At 45.9% G+C, this 18678-nt stretch carries 13 protein-coding genes and 3 tRNA genes; 6 read left to right on the top strand and 10 right to left on the bottom strand.

Translation table 11 applies throughout. The features are described from left to right. Positions 1–711: 711 nt before the first annotated feature. Positions 712–1776, bottom strand: a complete 1065-nt coding sequence (locus L865_RS0112955; RefSeq protein WP_037471133.1) for an MBL fold metallo-hydrolase — start codon at positions 1774–1776, stop codon at positions 712–714. Between the two features lie 158 nt (positions 1777–1934). Here L865_RS0112955 and L865_RS0112950 point away from each other — a divergent pair, with 158 nt between their 5' ends. Further along, positions 1935–2555, top strand: coding sequence for a TetR/AcrR family transcriptional regulator (locus L865_RS0112950; protein WP_245608435.1), 621 nt, complete (start codon positions 1935–1937; stop codon positions 2553–2555). A 50-nt stretch (positions 2556–2605) separates the two neighbouring features. On the opposite strand, the gene L865_RS0112945 is transcribed toward L865_RS0112950, so the two are convergent. The 4 genes from L865_RS0112945 to creD form a co-directional block, all read right to left on the bottom strand. After that, positions 2606–3964 (bottom strand): sodium-dependent transporter, encoded by a 1359-nt coding sequence (locus L865_RS0112945; RefSeq protein ID WP_028773638.1) that lies wholly within the window; start codon positions 3962–3964, stop codon positions 2606–2608. A gap of 256 nt (positions 3965–4220) precedes the next feature. Beyond that, positions 4221–4694 (bottom strand): Lrp/AsnC family transcriptional regulator, encoded by a 474-nt coding sequence (locus L865_RS0112940; RefSeq protein WP_028773637.1) that lies wholly within the window; start codon positions 4692–4694, stop codon positions 4221–4223. Further along, a complete protein-coding gene (locus L865_RS23710; protein ID WP_157577561.1) occupies positions 4691–5482 on the bottom strand; it encodes a phosphatase PAP2 family protein in 792 nt (263 codons plus the stop codon). The genes L865_RS0112940 and L865_RS23710 overlap by 4 nt, the downstream gene beginning before the upstream one ends. A gap of 88 nt (positions 5483–5570) precedes the next feature. Next, on the bottom strand, positions 5571–6929 hold the full coding sequence (gene creD, locus L865_RS0112930) for a cell envelope integrity protein CreD (RefSeq protein ID WP_028773636.1): 1359 nt from the start codon (positions 6927–6929) through the stop codon (positions 5571–5573). A gap of 179 nt (positions 6930–7108) precedes the next feature. Here creD and L865_RS0112925 point away from each other — a divergent pair, with 179 nt between their 5' ends. Further along, positions 7109–7951, top strand: coding sequence for a DUF417 family protein (locus L865_RS0112925; protein ID WP_028773635.1), 843 nt, complete (start codon positions 7109–7111; stop codon positions 7949–7951). A gap of 45 nt (positions 7952–7996) precedes the next feature. Here the strand turns inward: L865_RS0112925 and ubiK are convergent, their stop codons facing one another. The 4 genes from ubiK to L865_RS23700 all read right to left on the bottom strand — a co-directional run bounded on the left by ubiK (position 7997) and on the right by L865_RS23700 (position 13204). Further along, on the bottom strand, positions 7997–8251 hold the full coding sequence (ubiK, locus tag L865_RS0112920) for a ubiquinone biosynthesis accessory factor UbiK (RefSeq protein WP_028773634.1): 255 nt from the start codon (positions 8249–8251) through the stop codon (positions 7997–7999). Between the two features lie 119 nt (positions 8252–8370). Then, on the bottom strand, positions 8371–11478 hold the full coding sequence (locus L865_RS23705; RefSeq protein WP_037471118.1) for a multidrug efflux RND transporter permease subunit: 3108 nt from the start codon (positions 11476–11478) through the stop codon (positions 8371–8373). 14 nt (positions 11479–11492) lie between these two features. After that, entirely contained in the window at positions 11493–12611 is a 1119-nt protein-coding gene (locus tag L865_RS0112910) for an efflux RND transporter periplasmic adaptor subunit (RefSeq protein WP_028773633.1), read from the bottom strand. Then, positions 12608–13204: a TetR/AcrR family transcriptional regulator gene (locus L865_RS23700; RefSeq protein ID WP_051484590.1), complete on the bottom strand. Its 597-nt coding sequence runs from the start codon at positions 13202–13204 to the stop codon at positions 12608–12610. Before L865_RS23700 ends, L865_RS0112910 begins: the two co-directional genes overlap by 4 nt. Before the next feature lie 239 nt (positions 13205–13443). Between L865_RS23700 and rep the strand changes: the two genes are divergently transcribed. Then, the gene (rep, locus tag L865_RS0112900; protein ID WP_028773632.1) at positions 13444–15456 is read left to right on the top strand and encodes a DNA helicase Rep; all 2013 of its coding nucleotides are present in this window, start codon (positions 13444–13446) and stop codon (positions 15454–15456) included. A 63-nt stretch (positions 15457–15519) separates the two neighbouring features. Here the strand turns inward: rep and L865_RS0112895 are convergent, their stop codons facing one another. Next, positions 15520–18162, bottom strand: coding sequence for a bifunctional diguanylate cyclase/phosphodiesterase (locus L865_RS0112895; RefSeq protein ID WP_028773631.1), 2643 nt, complete (start codon positions 18160–18162; stop codon positions 15520–15522). A 217-nt stretch (positions 18163–18379) separates the two neighbouring features. Between L865_RS0112895 and L865_RS0112890 the strand changes: the two genes are divergently transcribed. The 3 genes from L865_RS0112890 (at position 18380) to L865_RS0112880 (ending at position 18663) form a co-directional block, all read left to right on the top strand. Further along, positions 18380–18456: transfer RNA gene (locus L865_RS0112890), tRNA-Arg, on the top strand. 38 nt (positions 18457–18494) lie between these two features. Next, positions 18495–18570, top strand: a tRNA-His gene (locus tag L865_RS0112885). 16 nt (positions 18571–18586) lie between these two features. Continuing rightward, positions 18587–18663 (top strand) — tRNA-Pro (locus L865_RS0112880). The last annotated feature ends 15 nt before the right edge of the window (positions 18664–18678 follow it).

Raw genomic sequence — 18678 nt, 5'->3', positions numbered from 1 at the left:
GAGTATAGGCAAGTAATTAGAAATGAGAATAATTTTATCTTAAGTTGATAAATTCTAAATCTGGGTAATTTAATACTAAATACTGATTTATTTGCTGTATGTATTGGCATCATGGCTATTTGTAAGGCCATAGTTAATGCGGACTAATGCTTTGGTTTAGCTTGTTTATAATAGGGCGGGATATGTTAATACTAAATTATTATACCAATCAGTATAAGAATTTGATCTACTCAGCGCGCTTTGGGCACACTAATTCAAGGCGAATGATTGAAACAATGGTTGTTCCCTTGTGAAATTATTCAACGCAGAAGTTGGCAGCCTAAAACGCGCCAGAATGGCGAGTTTTAGCGATTCTGATGCTGTGTTAACGAGCTTAACCGTAGAATAACTATAGCTCTTCACTCGTTGCAAACCACATGGATGTGGTGAATGTCATTAATGCACGACTATAGGGATATAGGAGGTAGGGTAACGCAGGAGCAGTTACCGAGGAGCATTTAAGGACCTTACCTCAGAACCGCTAAATTCTCGCTGAATGACTAAATGTTTATACTGATTGGTATTATATGTCGATATCTTAAAGATGAATTAAACTGTTTTATTTGTTGAGCTAAACAACCATAAATAAATAATTTATGTTTTATATTGGTTTAATTAAGTTTTTGATGACAAGTGGCAATAGATGTTTATCGCCACTTGTTACTTTAGTTATTAGTTTAGATTTTTCCACCATGATTGGGTGTGGGGAAAATTGTTGACCGCCAATGTTTGACCCATTTTTGGGGTAAGTAATTGCACTTTATTTACCGTGTCAGCTTGGTTGTCGTTATGAGCGCTAATTAACGCTTGAATGCGCGCTAAGGGTTCATACCAACTATGAAACGCCAAATCAAAAGTACCGTTATGGATGGGCATCATTGCATTGCCTCCCAAATCTTGGTGTGCTTGAAAGCTTTGTTGTGGTGACATGTGAATGGTTGACCAATCTTTATCATAAGCACCGGTTTCAATCATGGTGAGATCAAACGGACCGTAACGACGACCAATCTCTTTGAAACCGTCAAAGTAACCTGGATCACCACTGAAATAGACATTGCTGTCTGGTCCTTTGATGACATAGGACGCCCAGAGGGTTTCATCTCTGTCGAGTAAACCGCGTCCCGAGAAGTGTTGTGTGGGAGTCGCGGTGATATTGAGCTTGTCAAACTGCGCTGATTGCCACCAGTCTAAAGCGGTGATCTTTGCCGCTGGCACTTGCCACTTTAACAAATGTTTGTCGACACCCAGCGGCACCACGAAATGTTGTACCTTATGCTGTATTTGCGCGATGGTGTCCTTATCTAAATGATCATAATGGTCATGACTAATGAGTACGCCGTCGATGTCCGGTAGTTGTGACAGTGCTATCGGCGGCTGATGGAAGCGTTTGGGGCCCACAAATGAAAACGGCGACGCGCGCTCGCTAAATACTGGGTCGATAAGCCAACGTTGACCGGCTATTTGCAGATAAATTGTTGAGTGACCGAGGCGAATAACCGTGTCGCGATCAACAGGAATATCTAACAGATCTTGTTGCTGCAATGTGATGACCGGAATAGCTTTTAGTGGTGCGGCATCGGTACGTTTCTCGGTGATATAACGGCCAAGTAGCGGCAAGATCGCAGTGTCATTACTAAAGTCTTTTGCGGTGTTTTGAAAGCCTTTGTCGGTATGGTGAGCGCCTACCAGCGTCAGATCTTTTTCTGCTGTAGATGAAAATAAGTTGGCCGTTAGCATAAAACCTCCAATAACAACTGCTAATAAAATCGCTTTTAACATGATGACTAATTTTTACCTCAAGCAAACTACACTGGGTAGTTTACTTTGTAATTTTGAAAAGTAAACTGATCAGTGTAAAATAGCTGGTGACAATATTGATAATGGCTGTTAATTAATTGAAAATAGTAGACAAAAAATCTTCTCGTTCAGAGCAAAAGCGCTTGGACATCATTGAAGCGGCGACGCAAGAATTCAAACTAAGTGGTTTTGGGGTCGCGAGCATGGATGATATTGCCGCGCGCGCCGGTGCCTCAAAGCGCACGGTGTATAACCATTTCCCTAGTAAAGAGGCGCTTTTTCAGGCCATTATTGTCAACATGATGGCGACGTTATGCACCTTTGAATGTGACGAGTTTAGCCCAGAGCAAGATTTAACCGCACAACTCACACAGCTGGCCCTGGCGGAAATTTCTATGTTAAGTGAGCTCGCTTTTCAAGATATGGCCAAAGTCATCATCGCTGAAGCAATCCATAAACCCCAGTTGATAGAACAGGCAATGGCGCAGTTCAGCCAACAAGAGTCGCCGCTAGAGGCATGGTTTATTGCTGCTCTTGATGCGGGGGCGTTGACGGCTAGAGATAGCCAGTTTGTCCTGACCCAGTTTACCGCATTAATTAAGGGTTTTTGCTTCTGGCCGCAACTGATTCAAGGCCAACCTTTTCCTGATGTGGCGGCGCAGCAACAGATAGCAGAATCTGCAGCGCAGATGGTGATATCGCATTACACGCCAAAATGAGCCATTGTTAGTGCTTGTTGGCGTGCGATGCGTTAGCGGGTATTTCGCTGTTAGCCCAAGACTAGCTGGGCAATAATGGCAATGATAAGAATGGGGCAAACCCATTTCACGTAAATAGGCCACAGTTTCCAAAAGCGACTGCTGGTATCCGCACCTTGTTGTTGAGCAATGTCTTCAATCAAGCTATTTCGATGCCAGATCCAGCCAAGGTAAATGGCAATACCAAGGGCGATAAACGGTTGTGCTCGCTCAGTCGTGGTGGTAATGATTAAACCAAATAGCTGTTCGAAATTGAACACGATGACGGTCGACATCAAAGTGATCACTGTGGCAACCAAATACGTGGCTCGGTCTCGACCCAGCTGGGTTTTCTCTACTAAATAGCTGGTTGGCACTTCAACAATGGAGATTGCCGATGTTAAGCCTGCGATTGTCATCAGTAAGAAGAAAACGATAGCAATCACATATTGCAGATAGCCGCCGAGGGTTTCAAATAACGCCGGAAGAACGGTAAAGACTAGCGTGTCGGAGTTGAGTAAGCTGCCATCTTCGGCAAATATTTGCACGCCATTGTGTTGAGCAACATACATGGCCGGGATAATCATTAAGGCCGCTAAAAACGCCACACTGGTATCTGTCAAAGTCACATAAGCGGTTAATTTACCGATGTTCTCTTGCCGGTTAAGGTAGGCGCCGTAAACCATCATTGCGCCTGTCCCCACAGTGAGTGAGAAAAAGGTCTGCCCTAGGGCGCCCATCAGCACATCTGCATCCCAAACTCGATTGAAGTCAGGAATGAGCAAGGCACTTAGGCCGGCGGTCGCACCGGGTAAGGTCATGATGTACAGTGCGCCTAAAATCAGTATGGCCAGCAGCAACGGCATCAAGCGCTTTGACCAACGTTCAATTCCTCGTTGTACTCCTTGGCGAATAACCACAACTACCATTGCCGTGAAGATAAGGGTAAATATTAAATTACGTGATAAAGAGAACTGCATCAGCCAGTCAGCAACGCCGTCGGCACCTGCCATTTGTGCTAGCGGTGCCGCTGCAAAGCTTACAAACCAGCCTGACAAAATTGTGTAAAAAGTGCAGATTAATGTGGCCGTGATAATGGAGGCAAAGCCGATAAACCGACCAATACTGCGGCTAGTTTGGCTGCGGCCCAATTTAGCCATCGCGTCGGCGGGGTTGGTTTGGCCGTGGCGACCAATCATTAGCTCAGCCATTAACATAGGGTAACCCAGCAGCACGATTAGAATCAGATAGACGAGTAGGAAAGCGCCTCCACCGTGGGTAGCCGCCTGAGTAGGAAAGCCCCAAATATTGCCCACACCCACAGCAGAGCCTGCTGCGGCCATAATAAAGCCGATTCGAGAACTAAAGTGAGTTTGCTGATGACTGCTCATTGTAACGGGTCTCTTTAACATGAAGAGCAGGCATCATAGAGTGAAAATTACTAAGGTCAACGCTTGTTTATTGCTATTAGTTTGTGTTTATTCGCAAACATAATGGGTGAGTAAGGAGTTTGATAGTGAATTTTTGCGTATATCTGGCGTTTGGTCGTTATTTCTTGCTCTGGTTCTGTATGGTGAACAATAGGCGCAATTTTATCGGGGAGTAAAAACAGCGCCTAACTGCTGAATTTGTGGCTTAACGCAGACTTTATGGCAATGGAATTGCGCTGTGACTCTTCACTTGTTTCAGTACAAAGCTGGAATGAACTCCGGCAATATCATGGTTAGTGGTCAGTTTCTCTAGTAGAAAGCGTTTATAAGCTTCCATATCTACCACCAATACTTTGAGCTGATAATCTGCATCGCTGCCGGTTAATAGACAGCATTCAAGGACTTCGTCATAGCTCAACATTTCCCGCTCAAAGGCCTCTAAAATTGACTGCGCATGTTTCTCTAGTTTCACTTGCACGTAGGCTGTGAGATTAAGCTTAAAAGCCTGCGGATTCAGAATGGTGCTATAGCCAGCAATAATGCCACTTTCTTCCATGGCTTTGACACGGCGAGAGCAGGGCGAAGCGGATAAGCCCACTAGCTGTGCTAACTCTTGGTTGGCCAGTTTGCCGTGTTGTTGCATGAGCCGCAGTATTTGGATGTCGATACTATCAAGCTGTGAAGCATTCATTTAGGTAGCTCGCTATCAAATGTTTTATGGGTAGCAGGGTAGCGTCGAGTCCAATGTGTTTGCCACCTTAGCACCCAATATAGACTGAACAGGGCGATCAAACCACCGATGATGGATGAGGCCAACACATCTTGAGACCAATGCATGCCAAGAACCATGCGGCTAATGCCCATCAGCCAGGTCCAAACAATGAGTATGCTGGGTAGCCACCATTGTCCGGCTATCACAAAAAAGTAGCTCACCACCAAACTCAGTGACACCGCAAATAAGGTGTGCCCAGAGGGGAAGGCAAAGCCGACCTCATGTAACCAGTGCTGTTTGATATTGTCTGACAGCTCAATGGCATCGGTCTGTTGTAAGTATTGCTCAGTGGCAACTGTAATTTGCTGTTGGCGGTCAGCTTTTTCCTGCATATAAAACTGCTTGGTATTGAGCAAACCTTGGTCTTGCAGCAGGACTGCATTAGGTCGCGCTTCGCTGAAAAATGGTTTCAAAAATTGGTTGAGCGTCAGTGATGAGACCATCGCGACGGCGACACTGAGCACGAGCGCTGTAAAGTGCTTTTTAGGTAAACATCGGTAACTAAGGGCATAGATTGCCAATACGGTCAGGACGCCATAGGGGGCGGTCCCGGTAGAGGTAAGCCAATAAAGCCCTTGTGCTAGGAGGGAGTCTAGCGGCATTGTGGCAAACAGATTGATACCGCTGAACCAAATAACCGCGGGCAAAGAAAGCAGTAGCGACCACATTAGTAGCCAGTAACGACGAGCACTAGGAGTTGATGACAAAGCTGAGCCTCAGTGTAAAAAATAGTAGGCTAGCGCGTGAGCTAAGCACGCGCCATATTAAGAGCATGAATTATCCATTAATCTTTACTCATAAAAGAGCTTTTTGCTCGGTTTCTGGGACATGACGAGTAATAAACATTAATACCAGCATCACCACCACGAGTAGAGCGCTGCCCATTAGCAGTGCATAGTCTTCGAGCTTGAGCACGCCGTACAGCAAAGCATATAAACAACTGAGCAACGCCGCCATGATGGCGCCATGACGTTTACTGGCCATAATACTGCCCATATAGAGGCTCACCGAAATGATAGGAACTAAAGTCGCTAGACCATAGGCCAAGCTAAATGGTAAATGCTCTGAAAGAGACAGGAGTAATAGATAAAACAGTGTCATAGCACAGGTGATCATCAAGTATTGGATCAGGCTAACATTGCGTTTTAAGCTCAATTCAAAAATTAGTAAGGTGATACAAGATAACAAGATAAACAGTAACCCATATTTCACCGCGCGATGTATTTGTCCGTAGTGAGTCACAGGTTGAAACAGCTGTGCATAGGCTTCTACTTCCGTTAAATTCTGCTGGGATTGAGTGCTAAATTGCTGCGGGTAATTACGGGTTAAGTGACTGACTTGCCATGTTGCTTTAAAACCTTGGTTATCAATGTGGCGTGAGGTAGGCAGTAAACCTTTAAAGCTTGGGTGTGGCCAGTCAGCGGCAAAAGTCAGTTGGGTTTGTTGGCCAAGTGGTAGGGCGCTGATAGCTTGAGAGCCACGTAACTGTATCGCAAAATCAGTATCTAGTTGCGTGTGTTTGTCGCTGAGGTCAACTAGACGATGAAAGCCTGATTGCAAGCCAGGTTGTTCACTCAGGCCGGTGCCGGGCATTAACTCTCCCAATGTGGGCTGCTGCGTCGCTGAGTTTACTGCGATTAAATCAAAGCGGCTGACTTTATCAATGGCTTGGTTAGCTGAAACGGCAAAAACTATCCGCGCATTGCGATAGTCAAACCGTATTAGGTTGGCCACGGTGAGATTGCTGAGATCAAATTGCGCTTTGCCGCTAATGTTGCCTTTGTAGACTAACGATTCGAAAATCCCACGTGAAAGTAAGTCGTGTTGGACGGCAATATCAAGATCAAGCTGCTTTGGCAGGATGACGAGTTCACTATTAAAGTGGCTGCGAACCTGTTTAATATCCCCATTATTGTCGACACTATTATTCACAATCTCATAGGTATAAGGCATCACCAGTACAGGGCCGGCAACACGTTGAGCGTGGCCCCAGCTATTGCCAATATCGTCAATCACTTGTTGTTGCAATGCTTGGCGATCGGAAGTGATATCCATCAGTATGCCTAGGGGGATAAATGACAGCAGGGCGATAACTGCAATGAGTAGTAATTTACTATTGATAGGGCTTTGTTGCATATTGAGCGATTTAAACATGACATTTCCTTGTTGTTTATCGTCGCTATTACAGCAAATTAGCATATTCATAGGGTGGCGAGACGCTGATCAATTGTGGCAACAACATGGCAATGTGAATGGAAAAATAGGTTTTTAGTAGGTTGGTTGAAAGTAATCTGACTTGCCACAGGTCTCTTGAGCCAGATCAGGAGAACCGAATGAAAACTTTTAGCGTAAACACAGGTAGCGAGATTGCGCGCTACTTATTAACCATTTTTCTATTTATTACCGCATTTAATCGCTTTACCGGTGATGATGCCAGTTATTACATCAAGCAGTTAGGTCACCTTAATCTGCCTGAGATTGGCTGGCTAGGTAGCGCCGTTGGTGTACTGCAGTTGTTATTGGTTGCCGTCCTACTATTGCCCGCCAAACGTTGGCGCATCCGCTTGCTATATGGGTATGCGGCGCTGGCTTTGGTTCCCATGCTGATGTTGGTGACTCATCCTGTATGGATTGACAGCTTAGGTAGTTTTCCAGCTATTGGTGCAGGCCAAGGTTTGATTAAGTACCTAGGGATTGCCGCTGTGGCCTTGTATTTAGCAGCGTACTACAGCGCTAATGATACATTACAGCAGTGGGCATTGCGGCTAAATTGGCTTGGAGTCGTGTTAGTGCTGACCTGGATTGGCGGGATGAAATTTACCCAAATTGAAGCCGATGGCATCGAAGGTTTGATGCGCACCAGCGTATTGTTTAGCTGGATTTATGATTATTTTAGTGTGCTACATGGCTCTTACTTTATTGGGGTAATCGAGCTTATTGCTGTGGTGGCTTTAATGATGGCACGCATTTCAACGCCTATCTATTATCTGGGGTTGTTGATGGCGGCGCTGACCTTCATTGCGACTCAAACCTTTATTATTAGTCTGCCGGCCTATAGCACTGACAGCGGTTTTTGGATGCTAACCTCAAGCGGTCAGTTTATTGTCAAAGATTTGGTATTGCTTGCCAGTTGCGTGGTGTTATTTGTCCATCATAACAACCGCCAAAAGGTTTAGATGAGGCAAAATAAAAGAGCACCTTAATCGGTGCTCTTTTATTTATTATTGGTCTTGGTTTAATTTGGCCTCTAAGGCCTCAACCTGAGCTTGCAGTGCTTCGAGCTTTTCACGGGTCTTCAGTAATACATGCTGCTGAACTTCAAACTCCTCTCGTGAAACCACATCCAATTTCATTAATTGGCTTTGCAGCACCTGCTTGCTTTTATCCTCAAACTCCCCAGCAAATTGCTTTAAACCTGCTGGCAGGTTATCACTTAATTGCTTGGCAACTTCTTCGATTTTTTTTGGGTTGATCATGTTGGTTTCCGCTTCAGTGCAAAATGCTCAATGGTGGTAGATTGTACCTGAGCCATTGACGATTGCCAAAATAAACACCGCTTAGTGCGAACTAAGTGGTGTTTGCTTGGCTTGGCCAATTAAGCTTGCGATGGTTGCTCTGCTAGCGCAGGATCTGCCTTTAATGTTTCATCAAATACGGGCAGGGGTTGATGTTTTTCTGCCAAGTAAGTGTATATCACCGGCAGTACAAACAAGGTAAACACGGTACCAATAGCCAGCCCTGAGACGATAACTAGGCCAATATTGAATCGCGCTACTGCGCCTGCACCCACCGCAAATAGCAGCGGAATCAGACCGGCAATCATTGCTGCGGTAGTCATTAAAATGGGGCGCAATCGAATTGTCGCCGCATGTTTAATGGCTTCAGTGCGACTCAAACCATTGTGTAGCTGCTCTTCTTTAGCCACCTCACACATTAAGATACCGTGCTTAGTGATCAGCCCCACTAAGGTGATTAATCCTACCTGCGTATAGATGTTCATCGACGATAGCCCCATAACGTGGGTCCACCCTAGCGCAATCAAGGCGCCACTAATCGCCAAAGGCACTGACACTAAGATCACTAGTGGGTCTTTTAGGCTTTCAAATTGGCTAGCCAATACCAAAAAGATGATGGCCAAGGCGAGGCCAAAGGTGGCATATAATGCCGAACCTTCAGTAACATACTGACGTGCTTCACCAAGAAAGTCGTAGCTATAGCCCTTAGGTAAGTCGTTATCGCCAATGTTTTTAAGAAAAGCGATCGCATCACCGATAGCAACCCCAGGAGTCGCCACACCGCCCACGGTCACCGCATTCATTTGGTTGAAGTGCGGTAGTGATCTTGGCTCAGAAACCATCTCGATATCGACCAAACTTGCTAAGGGGATAGAGCGGCCGTCGGCAGCAGTAAGGTAATAACCTGCTAGTGATTCTGGGTTAGCGCGGTATTTGCGCTCCACTTGCGGAATCACCTCATAGGAGCGGCCATCGAGGTTAATGCGGTTAACATAGCCGTCACTCATCATGGTGGTTAAGGTTAAACCGATATCCTGCATCGTGATGCCATAAGCGCCTGCAACATCGCGTTTGATATGGATTTTCATCGCCCCTGAATCAAACTTGAGGTTAATTTCAGAGTAAACAAACAGTGGACTTTGCTGCACTTTTTCCAGCACGCTGGAACCAATTTGGAATAAGCTCTCAAATGATGCCGAACTGGTGATCACAAACTGGATTGGTAGGCCACTTGATGCCCCAGGCAGCTCTGGCATTTGGAACGTGGTTACCGCCATTCCCGGAATGGTTTTAACCTGTTCACCAAAGAACTTTTGCATCTCTTTTTGGCTCTTGTCACGCTCGCTCCATGGCACTAATGGCGCAATACCAAATGCCTGGTTGGCGTTAGGGACCCCAACAAATGCTAATGATGCAGCGGCTTCTGGTTGCTCGCTGATCATATTGGTGACTAAGGTCATATTCGACTGAATATAATCTAAATTGGCGCTGGATGGCGCGGTGCCCATCATCATGACCACGCTCTTATCTTCGTTGGGCGCAAGCTCCGACGGGATAAAGCTAAACATGATAGGTAAAGAGATAAATACGATTACCGCAAAACCAATAATCACCGGACGCTTTTCTAAAACAGCAGATAACATCCGATTGTAGCGATTGGTTAGGCCTGCTAAAAATCGCTCAACAGCTTGTTCAAATCGATTTGGCTGGCTGTGGGCTTTGAGGATTTTAGAGCACATCATTGGTGATAAGGTTAATGCGACAATACCTGAGATAAATACCGCCCCGGCTAAGGTTAGGGCGAACTCTTTAAATAGTGACCCAGTAATCCCCCCCATAAGGGCGATGGGGGCGTAAACTGCCGCTAAGGTAATCGTCATCGAAATAACGGGTACCGCGATCTCTCGTGTACCGATAATCGCCGCCCTAAACGGTGTTTCACCCAGTTTAATATGGCGGTCGACATTTTCTACTACCACAATGGCATCATCCACAACCAAACCGATAGCCAGTACCATTGCCAGTAATGTCATCAAGTTAAGGGTAAAGCCAAACATTTGCATGATCACCGCCACGCCAATCAATGACAAAGGAATAGTGACAATAGGGATTAAAACTGCTCTAAACGAGCCTAAGAACAGGGTGATCACCACGATTACAATGAGCGCCGCTTCACCAATGGTTTTGATCACTTCATCAATAGACTCATCAATGGCAAGAGAAGAGTCATATAGCACGCGGGCTTTCATCGAAACTGGCAAGTCGCGTGATATTTGCGGCATCATGGCGCGAGCATCGGCTGCCACAATCAGCGGATTGGCTGTCGGAGTCACATCGAGGCCAACAACAACCGCCTCCTGGCCATCGGCCAAGGCACGATAAACATCATGGCTTTTCTCCAAACTTACCGTAGCGATATCGCCAAGGCGAATCACTAGCCCGTCCTTACTGCCAACCACTAACTTTTCCAGTTCAGCAACGGTGGCGACTTGTGTATCCGCGGTACCGTTAAACAAAGTGAAAGTGTTATTGGCTTGGCCTACCGCAGACTGATAGTTGTTGGCTTGCAACACATTCATGACATCGGTAGAGGATAGATTAAATGCCCCCATACGTGCTGGATCAAGCCAAATTCGCATTGCGTATTTTATGCCGCCATAGAGGTTGACCTTGGCGACACCATCAATCGTAAATAGCTCAGGTTTCACTACGCGCTCAAGGTAATCGGTGATCTGACTTGAGTTAATTTGGTCGCTATAAAACGAGATATACAGCACCGAAGTTTGCGACCCAGTAGACATCTCGACTGTAGGATCTTCAGCTTCTTTAGGCAGCTGCGAGCGTACCGAGTTGACCTTAGCGAGAATGTCGGCCAAGGCGCCATTGGGATCGGTGTTGAGCTTCATGTAGACAGTAATTTTTGAGCTACCTAAGAAGCTCTCCGATGTCATGAAATCAACATTATCTGCCTGTGCGAGAGCTTGTTCTAATGGCTGAGTGATAAAGCCTTGAATGAGATTGGAATCAGCCCCGTAATAACTGGTAGTCACCGTGACCACGGTATTGGTCATTTCAGGGTATTCTCGCACCTGCATGCTTTTCAGCGCATACGCCCCGAGTAGCACAATGAGGAAGCTGATTGAAGCTGCCAATACAGGGCGACGAATAAAGACATCAGTAAAGCGCATTGCCAAACCCCCCGTTATAATTGCGGCAGTGTGGCTGGGGGAGTGAGTGCATCATCCTCCGTCACATCGACTTTACTGTTATTACTGAGGCGAACCTGCCCAGATGTCACGATGACATCTCCGGCTTTAACGCCACCAGTCACCAGTGCATTGAGCTCATCACGTTCAACTACAGTGACATTCACTTGTTGTACACGTTTAACTGTTTCGCTATTTTCTTCTTTATCTTCAATGATGTATACAGAGTCGCCATATAAAGTAAAGCTGATGGCTGTTTGCGGCAATACCACTTGCTCTGCTAGCTCGGGTAGTAGGATATCCACTTTGGCAAACATGCCACTGCGTAATTTGGCGTCAGTATTGGGAATTTGGGCCTGCACTTGAATCAAGCCGCTTTGGTAGAACACTGCAGGCTCAATGGCAGAAATCACCCCTTCAAATGGCTCGGTGGGGTAGGCATCAACATACACATGCACTTTTTGCCCAGTCGCAATGCGGGATAGCTGGGTTTGCGGAATAGTGAAGCGAATCTTCATGGTACTAATATCTTCTAAACGCACGATTTCAGTACCAGTTTGCAGATATTCACCTAAGTTAACGTTGCGAATACCGACTAAACCCGAGAATGGAGCCTTAATTTCACGACGCCCGATAGTGGCACTTAGGCTTTCACTGTCGGCTAAAAGCGCTAAGTACTTAGACTCACTATTGTCTAAATCTTGTTTAGATACCGAGTTTTGCTTGTATAACTTGGTGAGCCTTTTAAAGTCTGCTTCGGCAGCGGGCAGCTGCACTTGCTTACTTTTTAAATTGGCCTTTTCGACTTTGGAGTCGAGTTCAATCAGCATTTGTCCGGCTTCGACTTGTGTACCGTTTTCAAATCGAATGGCTGACACTACGCCTGCTAACTCATTGGAGATTGTCACCCCTTGGTTAGGTTCTACAAAACCAATTGCATTAATCGTGGGTTGCCAATGACTTGATTGCACTTCAATCGCAGTCACCGGCGATACTGGCTCGGGCATGTTTGCAATAGCGTCAGCAATTTTGCCTTTAACAAAAAGGTTAAAACCTATCACAGAGCCAAATGCCAGTACGGCGATCACTAGCATTACCATTGTCCATTTTTTCATGTCCGAACCGCTCCTTTAGCGTGTTGTTCAGTTTTTACTTGGATGCTTTGCCAGCATAATTCGCAGGCCAAGTCGATCTCTTCAGTTTGGTATTCGATGAGTCCACGTCTGATAGCGCGGGCTAAGGTCATCGCCGGCTCCATTGACAAGGCATACAGCGCGCGTGGATGCAGCGGCTGAATACTGCCCTGTTTGAGCCCCTCTTCAAAAAGGTGCAGCAATGGCGCAAACAGTTGTAATTCAATCTGACGAATTTCATCCGTATTGCTTTCAGGCAAGTGAGCATACTGTTCATAGCTGAGGTTGGCAGGCGTACGCTGTTTACCGTAGTGGTACATTTTCATCCAAATACGCTTAAAGCGTTGCTCTAAATTACCTTGGTCATGATCCTCTAAGATCGCTTCAGCAACTTGGGCTAACACATCTCGGCGTAGTGTTAATATGAGCTCATTTTTATCTTTGAAGTAGCGATAAATCGTACCAGCAGCCACACCGGCCTCGTTGGCAACATGCTGCATTGACAGGCCCTGAATACCACCGTTTGCGATGATCTTCTCTGCCGCACGCAATATACGGTCTTGTTTGTTGTACATAAATCACCCACGAATGAATGAACGTTCATTCATAGTGTAGTCATGTGTATAGTCACTCGCAAGTAATAATTTGCATCATTTTAGAATTAGCTTGCTAAGTTTTTGAGATCGCAGTTAATAAATATAGCCACAATTGGTGTAGTTGCAGTTAATCAATAGAACCTTTTCGTTTGCACTGTGGTTTCTGCTATGATTCCTGCTTTACAGCCTTTCTAGATTATCTTGGTTATAACGTATCCATGAAGCTCAATCCCGGACAAAATGACGCGGTACACTATGTCAGTGGCCCTTGTTTAGTACTTGCTGGTGCAGGTAGTGGCAAGACCCGTGTGATCATCAATAAAATTGCTTATTTGGTGCAAAAGTGTGGTTATAAACCGCGCAATATTGCCGCGGTCACCTTTACCAATAAAGCTGCACGTGAAATGAAAGAGCGTGTGGCGCAGTCGATGGGGCGTAAAGAAGCGCGGGGCTTATGGATATCAACCTTTCATACCTTAGGCTTAGAGATCATCAAGCGCGAGTACAAAGTGGTTGGCTTGAAACCAGGTTTTTCCTTATTCGATGACCAAGATACGTTGGCACTGTTAAAAGAGCTGACCGAAAATGAGCTAGACGGTGATAAAGATCTGTTGAGTGCGTTAATGACCGCCATTTCCAATTGGAAAGGTGATTTGATGATTCCGGAGCAAGCGCGTAAGACGGCTAAAGATGAGCAGTCGCAGCTATTTGCTTTGTTATATCAGCGCTATGCCCAGCATATGAAAGCCTACAATGCGCTCGATTTTGATGATCTCATTTTACTGCCAACACTGTTGCTGCGGCATAACCTTGAAGTGCGACAGCGCTGGCAAACACGCATTCAATATTTGCTGGTGGATGAGTATCAAGATACAAACACCAGTCAATATGAATTGGTGAAGTTGCTAGTGGGCGAGCGAGCACGCTTTACCGTTGTGGGCGATGACGATCAATCCATTTACTCTTGGCGTGGGGCTAAGCCGCAGAACTTAGTGCTATTGGGCAAAGACTTTCCTGCCCTGCGTTTGATTAAGTTGGAGCAAAACTACCGTTCAAGTCAGCGAATCTTGCGGGCCGCTAACATTTTGATTGCCAATAACCCTCATGTTTACGATAAATCATTGTTCAGTGAGCTGGCCTACGGTGAGCCGCTGCGGGTGTTGATGGCGGCAAATGAAGAGCAGGAAGCTGAGCGAGTCATTGCGGAGATGATTCGGCACAAGTTTGTGGGTAAAACCTCATTTGGTGATTACGCGATTCTGTACCGAGGCAACCATCAATCACGCCTGTTGGAAAGGGCGTTGATGACCAACCGTATTCCTTACAAGTTAAGTGGCGGTACCTCATTTTTTGGTCGCGCTGAAATTAAAGACATCATGGCTTACCTGCGTTTAGTGGTAAACCCTGATGATGACAATGCATTTTTGCGAGTGGTGAACTTACCTAAACGGGGCATAGGCCCAGCTACTTTAGAGCGCGTGGGCAACTTTGCTAATCAAAAACAGATCTCTTTGTTTGAAGCCATTTTTGATAGTGAGCTTAATCATCATTTGCCGCCCGCTGCCATGTCGTCGCTGTATCAATTTGGCAAATTTATTGTGGATACTGGCGAGCATGCAAGCCGTGGCGAGCCCGTTGAAGCCGTTAAGCATCTGATCCGAAATATTAATTACGAAGATTACCTCTACGAGACCAGTACCAGCGCCAAAGCCGCTGAAATGCGGATGAAAAATATCTCCGAGCTGTATCGCTGGGTGACTGAGATGTTAGAGGGTGATGAGCTTGATGAAGGCATGACTTTGCCTGAGGTGGTAACGCGACTGACTTTGCGCGACATGATGGAGCGCAATAGTGAAGATGAAGCAGGCGATCAGGTGCAATTGATGACTTTGCATGCCTCTAAAGGGTTGGAGTTCCCCTATGTGTTTATGGTGGGAACTGAAGAGCGTATATTGCCGCACCAAAGCAGTATCGATGAAGATAATGTTGAAGAAGAGCGGCGCCTCGCTTACGTAGGTATCACCCGAGCACAAAAAGAGTTGTGGTTTATTGTTTGTCGCGAGCGGCGTCAATTTGGCGAGGTGATGCGCTGCGAGCCAAGCCGCTTTTTAATGGAGTTGCCCCAGGACGACTTGATTTGGGAAAACCGTAAACCCCAGCAAAGTGAGCAGCAACGTGTGCAAGCCGGTAAGGCTAATATTGCCAACTTGCGTGATATGTTTAAAAAGTAACCTTCTGCTTAGCGATCCATCTGGCTGTGGCTAGCGATGAATTGCGGGCTTATGGCCGGTGGGTTAGGCGCATATCTCTTGCAAAAATTTTTTTTTATCCAGCCCATTGATATCAAAAGCTCGGCCAAGTGCCGGGCCTTGCCCCTCTTTTACCCCTAAATTGAGCAGTTGCTGGCGCTGTATATCGCTGCTCACCCCTTCAACAAATAAGGTCAGCTCAAGCGCTTGAGCACTGAGATTATGGGCTTTAAGCAAGCGTTGATGTTGTTCATGCTCTAGATGAGAAACATAGCTAGAATCAAGCTTTAGACCGCGTAGCGGCAAGAAGGTTAAGCTGCTTAGTGCGCTATGGGCAGTGCCATAAGCACAAAGGGCCAGATTCATGTTGAGCTTTTTCAATAGATCGAACGCATTGATATGGTTTTCAGTATCAAGAACAAACTCTTTCTCATCGAAAAATAACCACACATTTTCAGGCTTAAACAGGCATTGCTTGAGACGGTTTTTTAGCTTACGTACCGCATGTTTATGTTTGAGGTGTTGGCTAGCGATGGTCAAATGCAAGCCAGTATCGGCCAGTGGGCTGGCTTGCAGTTGTGGGTACTCTTTATTGAGCTGCTCTAGTAAATATAAATCAAGCTCTTTGGTTAGATTACAGTGCTCGGCAATGTTATTTAGTTGGGCTTGTTTGATTTTGCCTAGCTGAGGATGCAACCAATAGAGTGTGGGTTCAATGGCGATGACGTTCTCGTTGGTCAAATCCATTATTGGGAAATATTGAATGGCCAGTTTGTCTTCGGCGATAGCTTGGCGCAGTTCAATCTCGAGCTCAACGTCTTTGATTAACTGAGTATGGGACTGCTCATCAAAGATGATATAACAGCCTTTACCTTTAGACTTAGCTTGATACATTGCGGCATCAGCATCACGTAATAATGACTCACTGGTATCGGTTTTCTGTTTGCCGCTAAAAGCGATACCGATACTGGCACCAGAGGTAAAGCTTTGATCGCCAATTTCATAGGGTCGCGACAAACTGGTTAATACTCGCTCGGCCACTTCTTTGGCATCTTCGACTTCATTAATGCTGTCGAGCAATATCACAAACTCATCACCGCCAATGCGACCTAAGGTGTCGTTGTCTCGAATGCATTGCTGTAATCGTTTTGCGGTTTCAATTAAAAAGCGGTCACCTTGGAGGTGGCCTAAGGTGTCGTTAATCAACTTAAAGCGATCTAAATCGATAAACAGTAGTGCAAAACGGTCAAGTCCGTGGCGTCTAACATGTTTTATGGCCTGGTTGAGTCGCTCCATAAACATGGCGCGGTTAGGCAGGCCAGTTAACGTATCGTGACTAGCATCATGGACCAATTGCTGCTCAACTTTGCAACGCTGCGCTATCTCTTTTTCTAAATCTTGGTTAAGCATGGCCAAAGCTTGGGTACGATGCGCGACTTTATCTTCTAACTCTTCATAGCTGCGGCGCAGTGACTCGGCTGATAACTTACGCTCAATTGCCGCGGCGATATGTTGTGAGACAAAGGTCAGTAGCTCAACATCTTTAGCCTGATAATTTTGCGACATACTGAAGCTGTAAATCGTTAAGGCACCACGAACGATACCTTGAATAAACAGTGGCACCCCTATCCATTGGTGGATGGTTTCAGTTTTATTTAAAAACGGTGCTTCAGCATAAAGTTCATTGGCCTCAATCAAGGTTCTGATATCTTTGCTGTCGAGCAGCATAGGCCGTTTATTCTTGAGAATGTATTCGGTTAACCCATCTGACAATGGTCGCTTTTGTGGCGGGGTCGCGCTGAGCTGTGATACATAAAACGGGAAGTCGATATGACGTCCGCTCTCATCTATTAATGCGATATAACAGTTATTGGCTGGCAATAGGTGACTGATCACCCGGTGCAGCTCGGCGTAGAAATCATCGACCTTTAATCGCGTGTTGGAGAGGTTAGCGATTTCAAAGAGTGATTTTTGCAGGCGTTCAGCGCGGCGGCGCTCAAACACTTCCTGCTTAAGTTTGTCATAAGCAACACTGAGCTCTTTAGTGCGGTGCTCAATGGCTTGCTCTAGTTGTTGTTGGTGTTGAATACGTTCAAATACACCGGCAATGTGCTGGCTAATGAAAATCATTAGCTCAACTTCTATTTCACCGTAACTAATGGCTTCGCGGTAACTTTGGACTACCAACACACCCGCTGTTTCACTGCCATTAAAGATAGGTACACCCAGCCATTGATGGCAAGCCGTGCCTCGGCTCATGATCTGTTTATCAGCAACCAACTGATTGAACTTTATCTCATCGCACAGAAGTGGCCGGCCCGTTTTGAGTACGTAGCCAGTCAGGCCGCTATAGAGCGTGCGTGACATATCTTCGTCGGGATAGATGAGGCTAGGGTGCGAATCTTTTTCGTCAATAAAAAAGGGCAGTTCGATGCGCTGGGTTTGTGGGTTAACAATGGCCACAAAAAAATTATCGGCAGGCAAAAGCTTGCTCAATGTATTATGAATACCGGAGTAAAACTGCTCGGTCGAATTGACCTTAGCTGCTAGGTTCGATATCTCTAATAGAGCATTTTGGGTTATTTCTGCGCGCTTATACTTAAGTGCAAGTGCCTTTAAGCGAGCAATCCTTTTGTGTAATCGCCCCACCTCAATCTCTGAGTGTGGGTGTCTGTCATCCCTAAACATGGCTCCGCCAATCGCTATAATTATTTTTTAGACTAGGATTTGGGGTTAATAGGTATAAATAGCATGAAAAAAAATCAGATCCAAGTCATTATTTTGACTGTTTCATGATTATATTTAGATCAATTAGCTAAAACTTGAGCAAATGAGCAAAAAAAGTTAGCTTTACTATAGACGCGCCGTTAATTTATCCCTACTATATGCGGCGCTAACAAGGCAGGCACCCATAGCTCAGCTGGATAGAGCGCACCCCTCCGGAGGGTGAGGCCGAGGGTTCGAATCCTTCTGGGTGCACCAGTTGGAAAAGAGCTTGTTAGCAAGAAAAGTACACAGTGGTGATTGTAGCTCAGTTGGTAGAGCCCCGGATTGTGATTCCGGTTGTCGTGGGTTCAAGTCCCATCAGTCACCCCACTTTTCCCCCTATGTTCGGTGATTAGCGCAGCCCGGTAGCGCATCTGGTTTGGGACCAGAGGGTCAGAGGTTCGAATCCTCTATCACCGACCACTTCTTAAAGATAGT

The organism is Shewanella waksmanii ATCC BAA-643 (genome assembly GCF_000518805.1).
Taxonomy (GTDB): domain Bacteria; phylum Pseudomonadota; class Gammaproteobacteria; order Enterobacterales; family Shewanellaceae; genus Shewanella; species Shewanella waksmanii.
This window is presented reverse-complemented; position numbering and strand designations above follow the sequence as displayed.

Bases quoted from the DNA above. Each gene is read 5' to 3' on its own strand.
- L865_RS0112895 (WP_028773631.1), bottom strand. From the start codon at position 18,162: ATGTTTAGGGATGACAGACACCCACACTCAGAGATTGAGGTGGGGCGA.
- L865_RS0112925 (WP_028773635.1), top strand. From the start codon at position 7,109: ATGAAAACTTTTAGCGTAAACACAGGTAGCGAGATTGCGCGCTACTTA.
- L865_RS0112945 (WP_028773638.1), bottom strand. From the start codon at position 3,964: ATGAGCAGTCATCAGCAAACTCACTTTAGTTCTCGAATCGGCTTTATT.
- ubiK (WP_028773634.1), bottom strand. From the start codon at position 8,251: ATGATCAACCCAAAAAAAATCGAAGAAGTTGCCAAGCAATTAAGTGAT.
- L865_RS0112910 (WP_028773633.1), bottom strand. From the start codon at position 12,611: ATGAAAAAATGGACAATGGTAATGCTAGTGATCGCCGTACTGGCATTT.
- L865_RS0112955 (WP_037471133.1), bottom strand. From the start codon at position 1,776: ATGCTAACGGCCAACTTATTTTCATCTACAGCAGAAAAAGATCTGACG.
- L865_RS0112940 (WP_028773637.1), bottom strand. From the start codon at position 4,694: ATGAATGCTTCACAGCTTGATAGTATCGACATCCAAATACTGCGGCTC.
- creD (WP_028773636.1), bottom strand. From the start codon at position 6,929: ATGTTTAAATCGCTCAATATGCAACAAAGCCCTATCAATAGTAAATTA.
- L865_RS23705 (WP_037471118.1), bottom strand. From the start codon at position 11,478: ATGCGCTTTACTGATGTCTTTATTCGTCGCCCTGTATTGGCAGCTTCA.
- rep (WP_028773632.1), top strand. From the start codon at position 13,444: ATGAAGCTCAATCCCGGACAAAATGACGCGGTACACTATGTCAGTGGC.
- L865_RS23700 (WP_051484590.1), bottom strand. From the start codon at position 13,204: ATGTACAACAAACAAGACCGTATATTGCGTGCGGCAGAGAAGATCATC.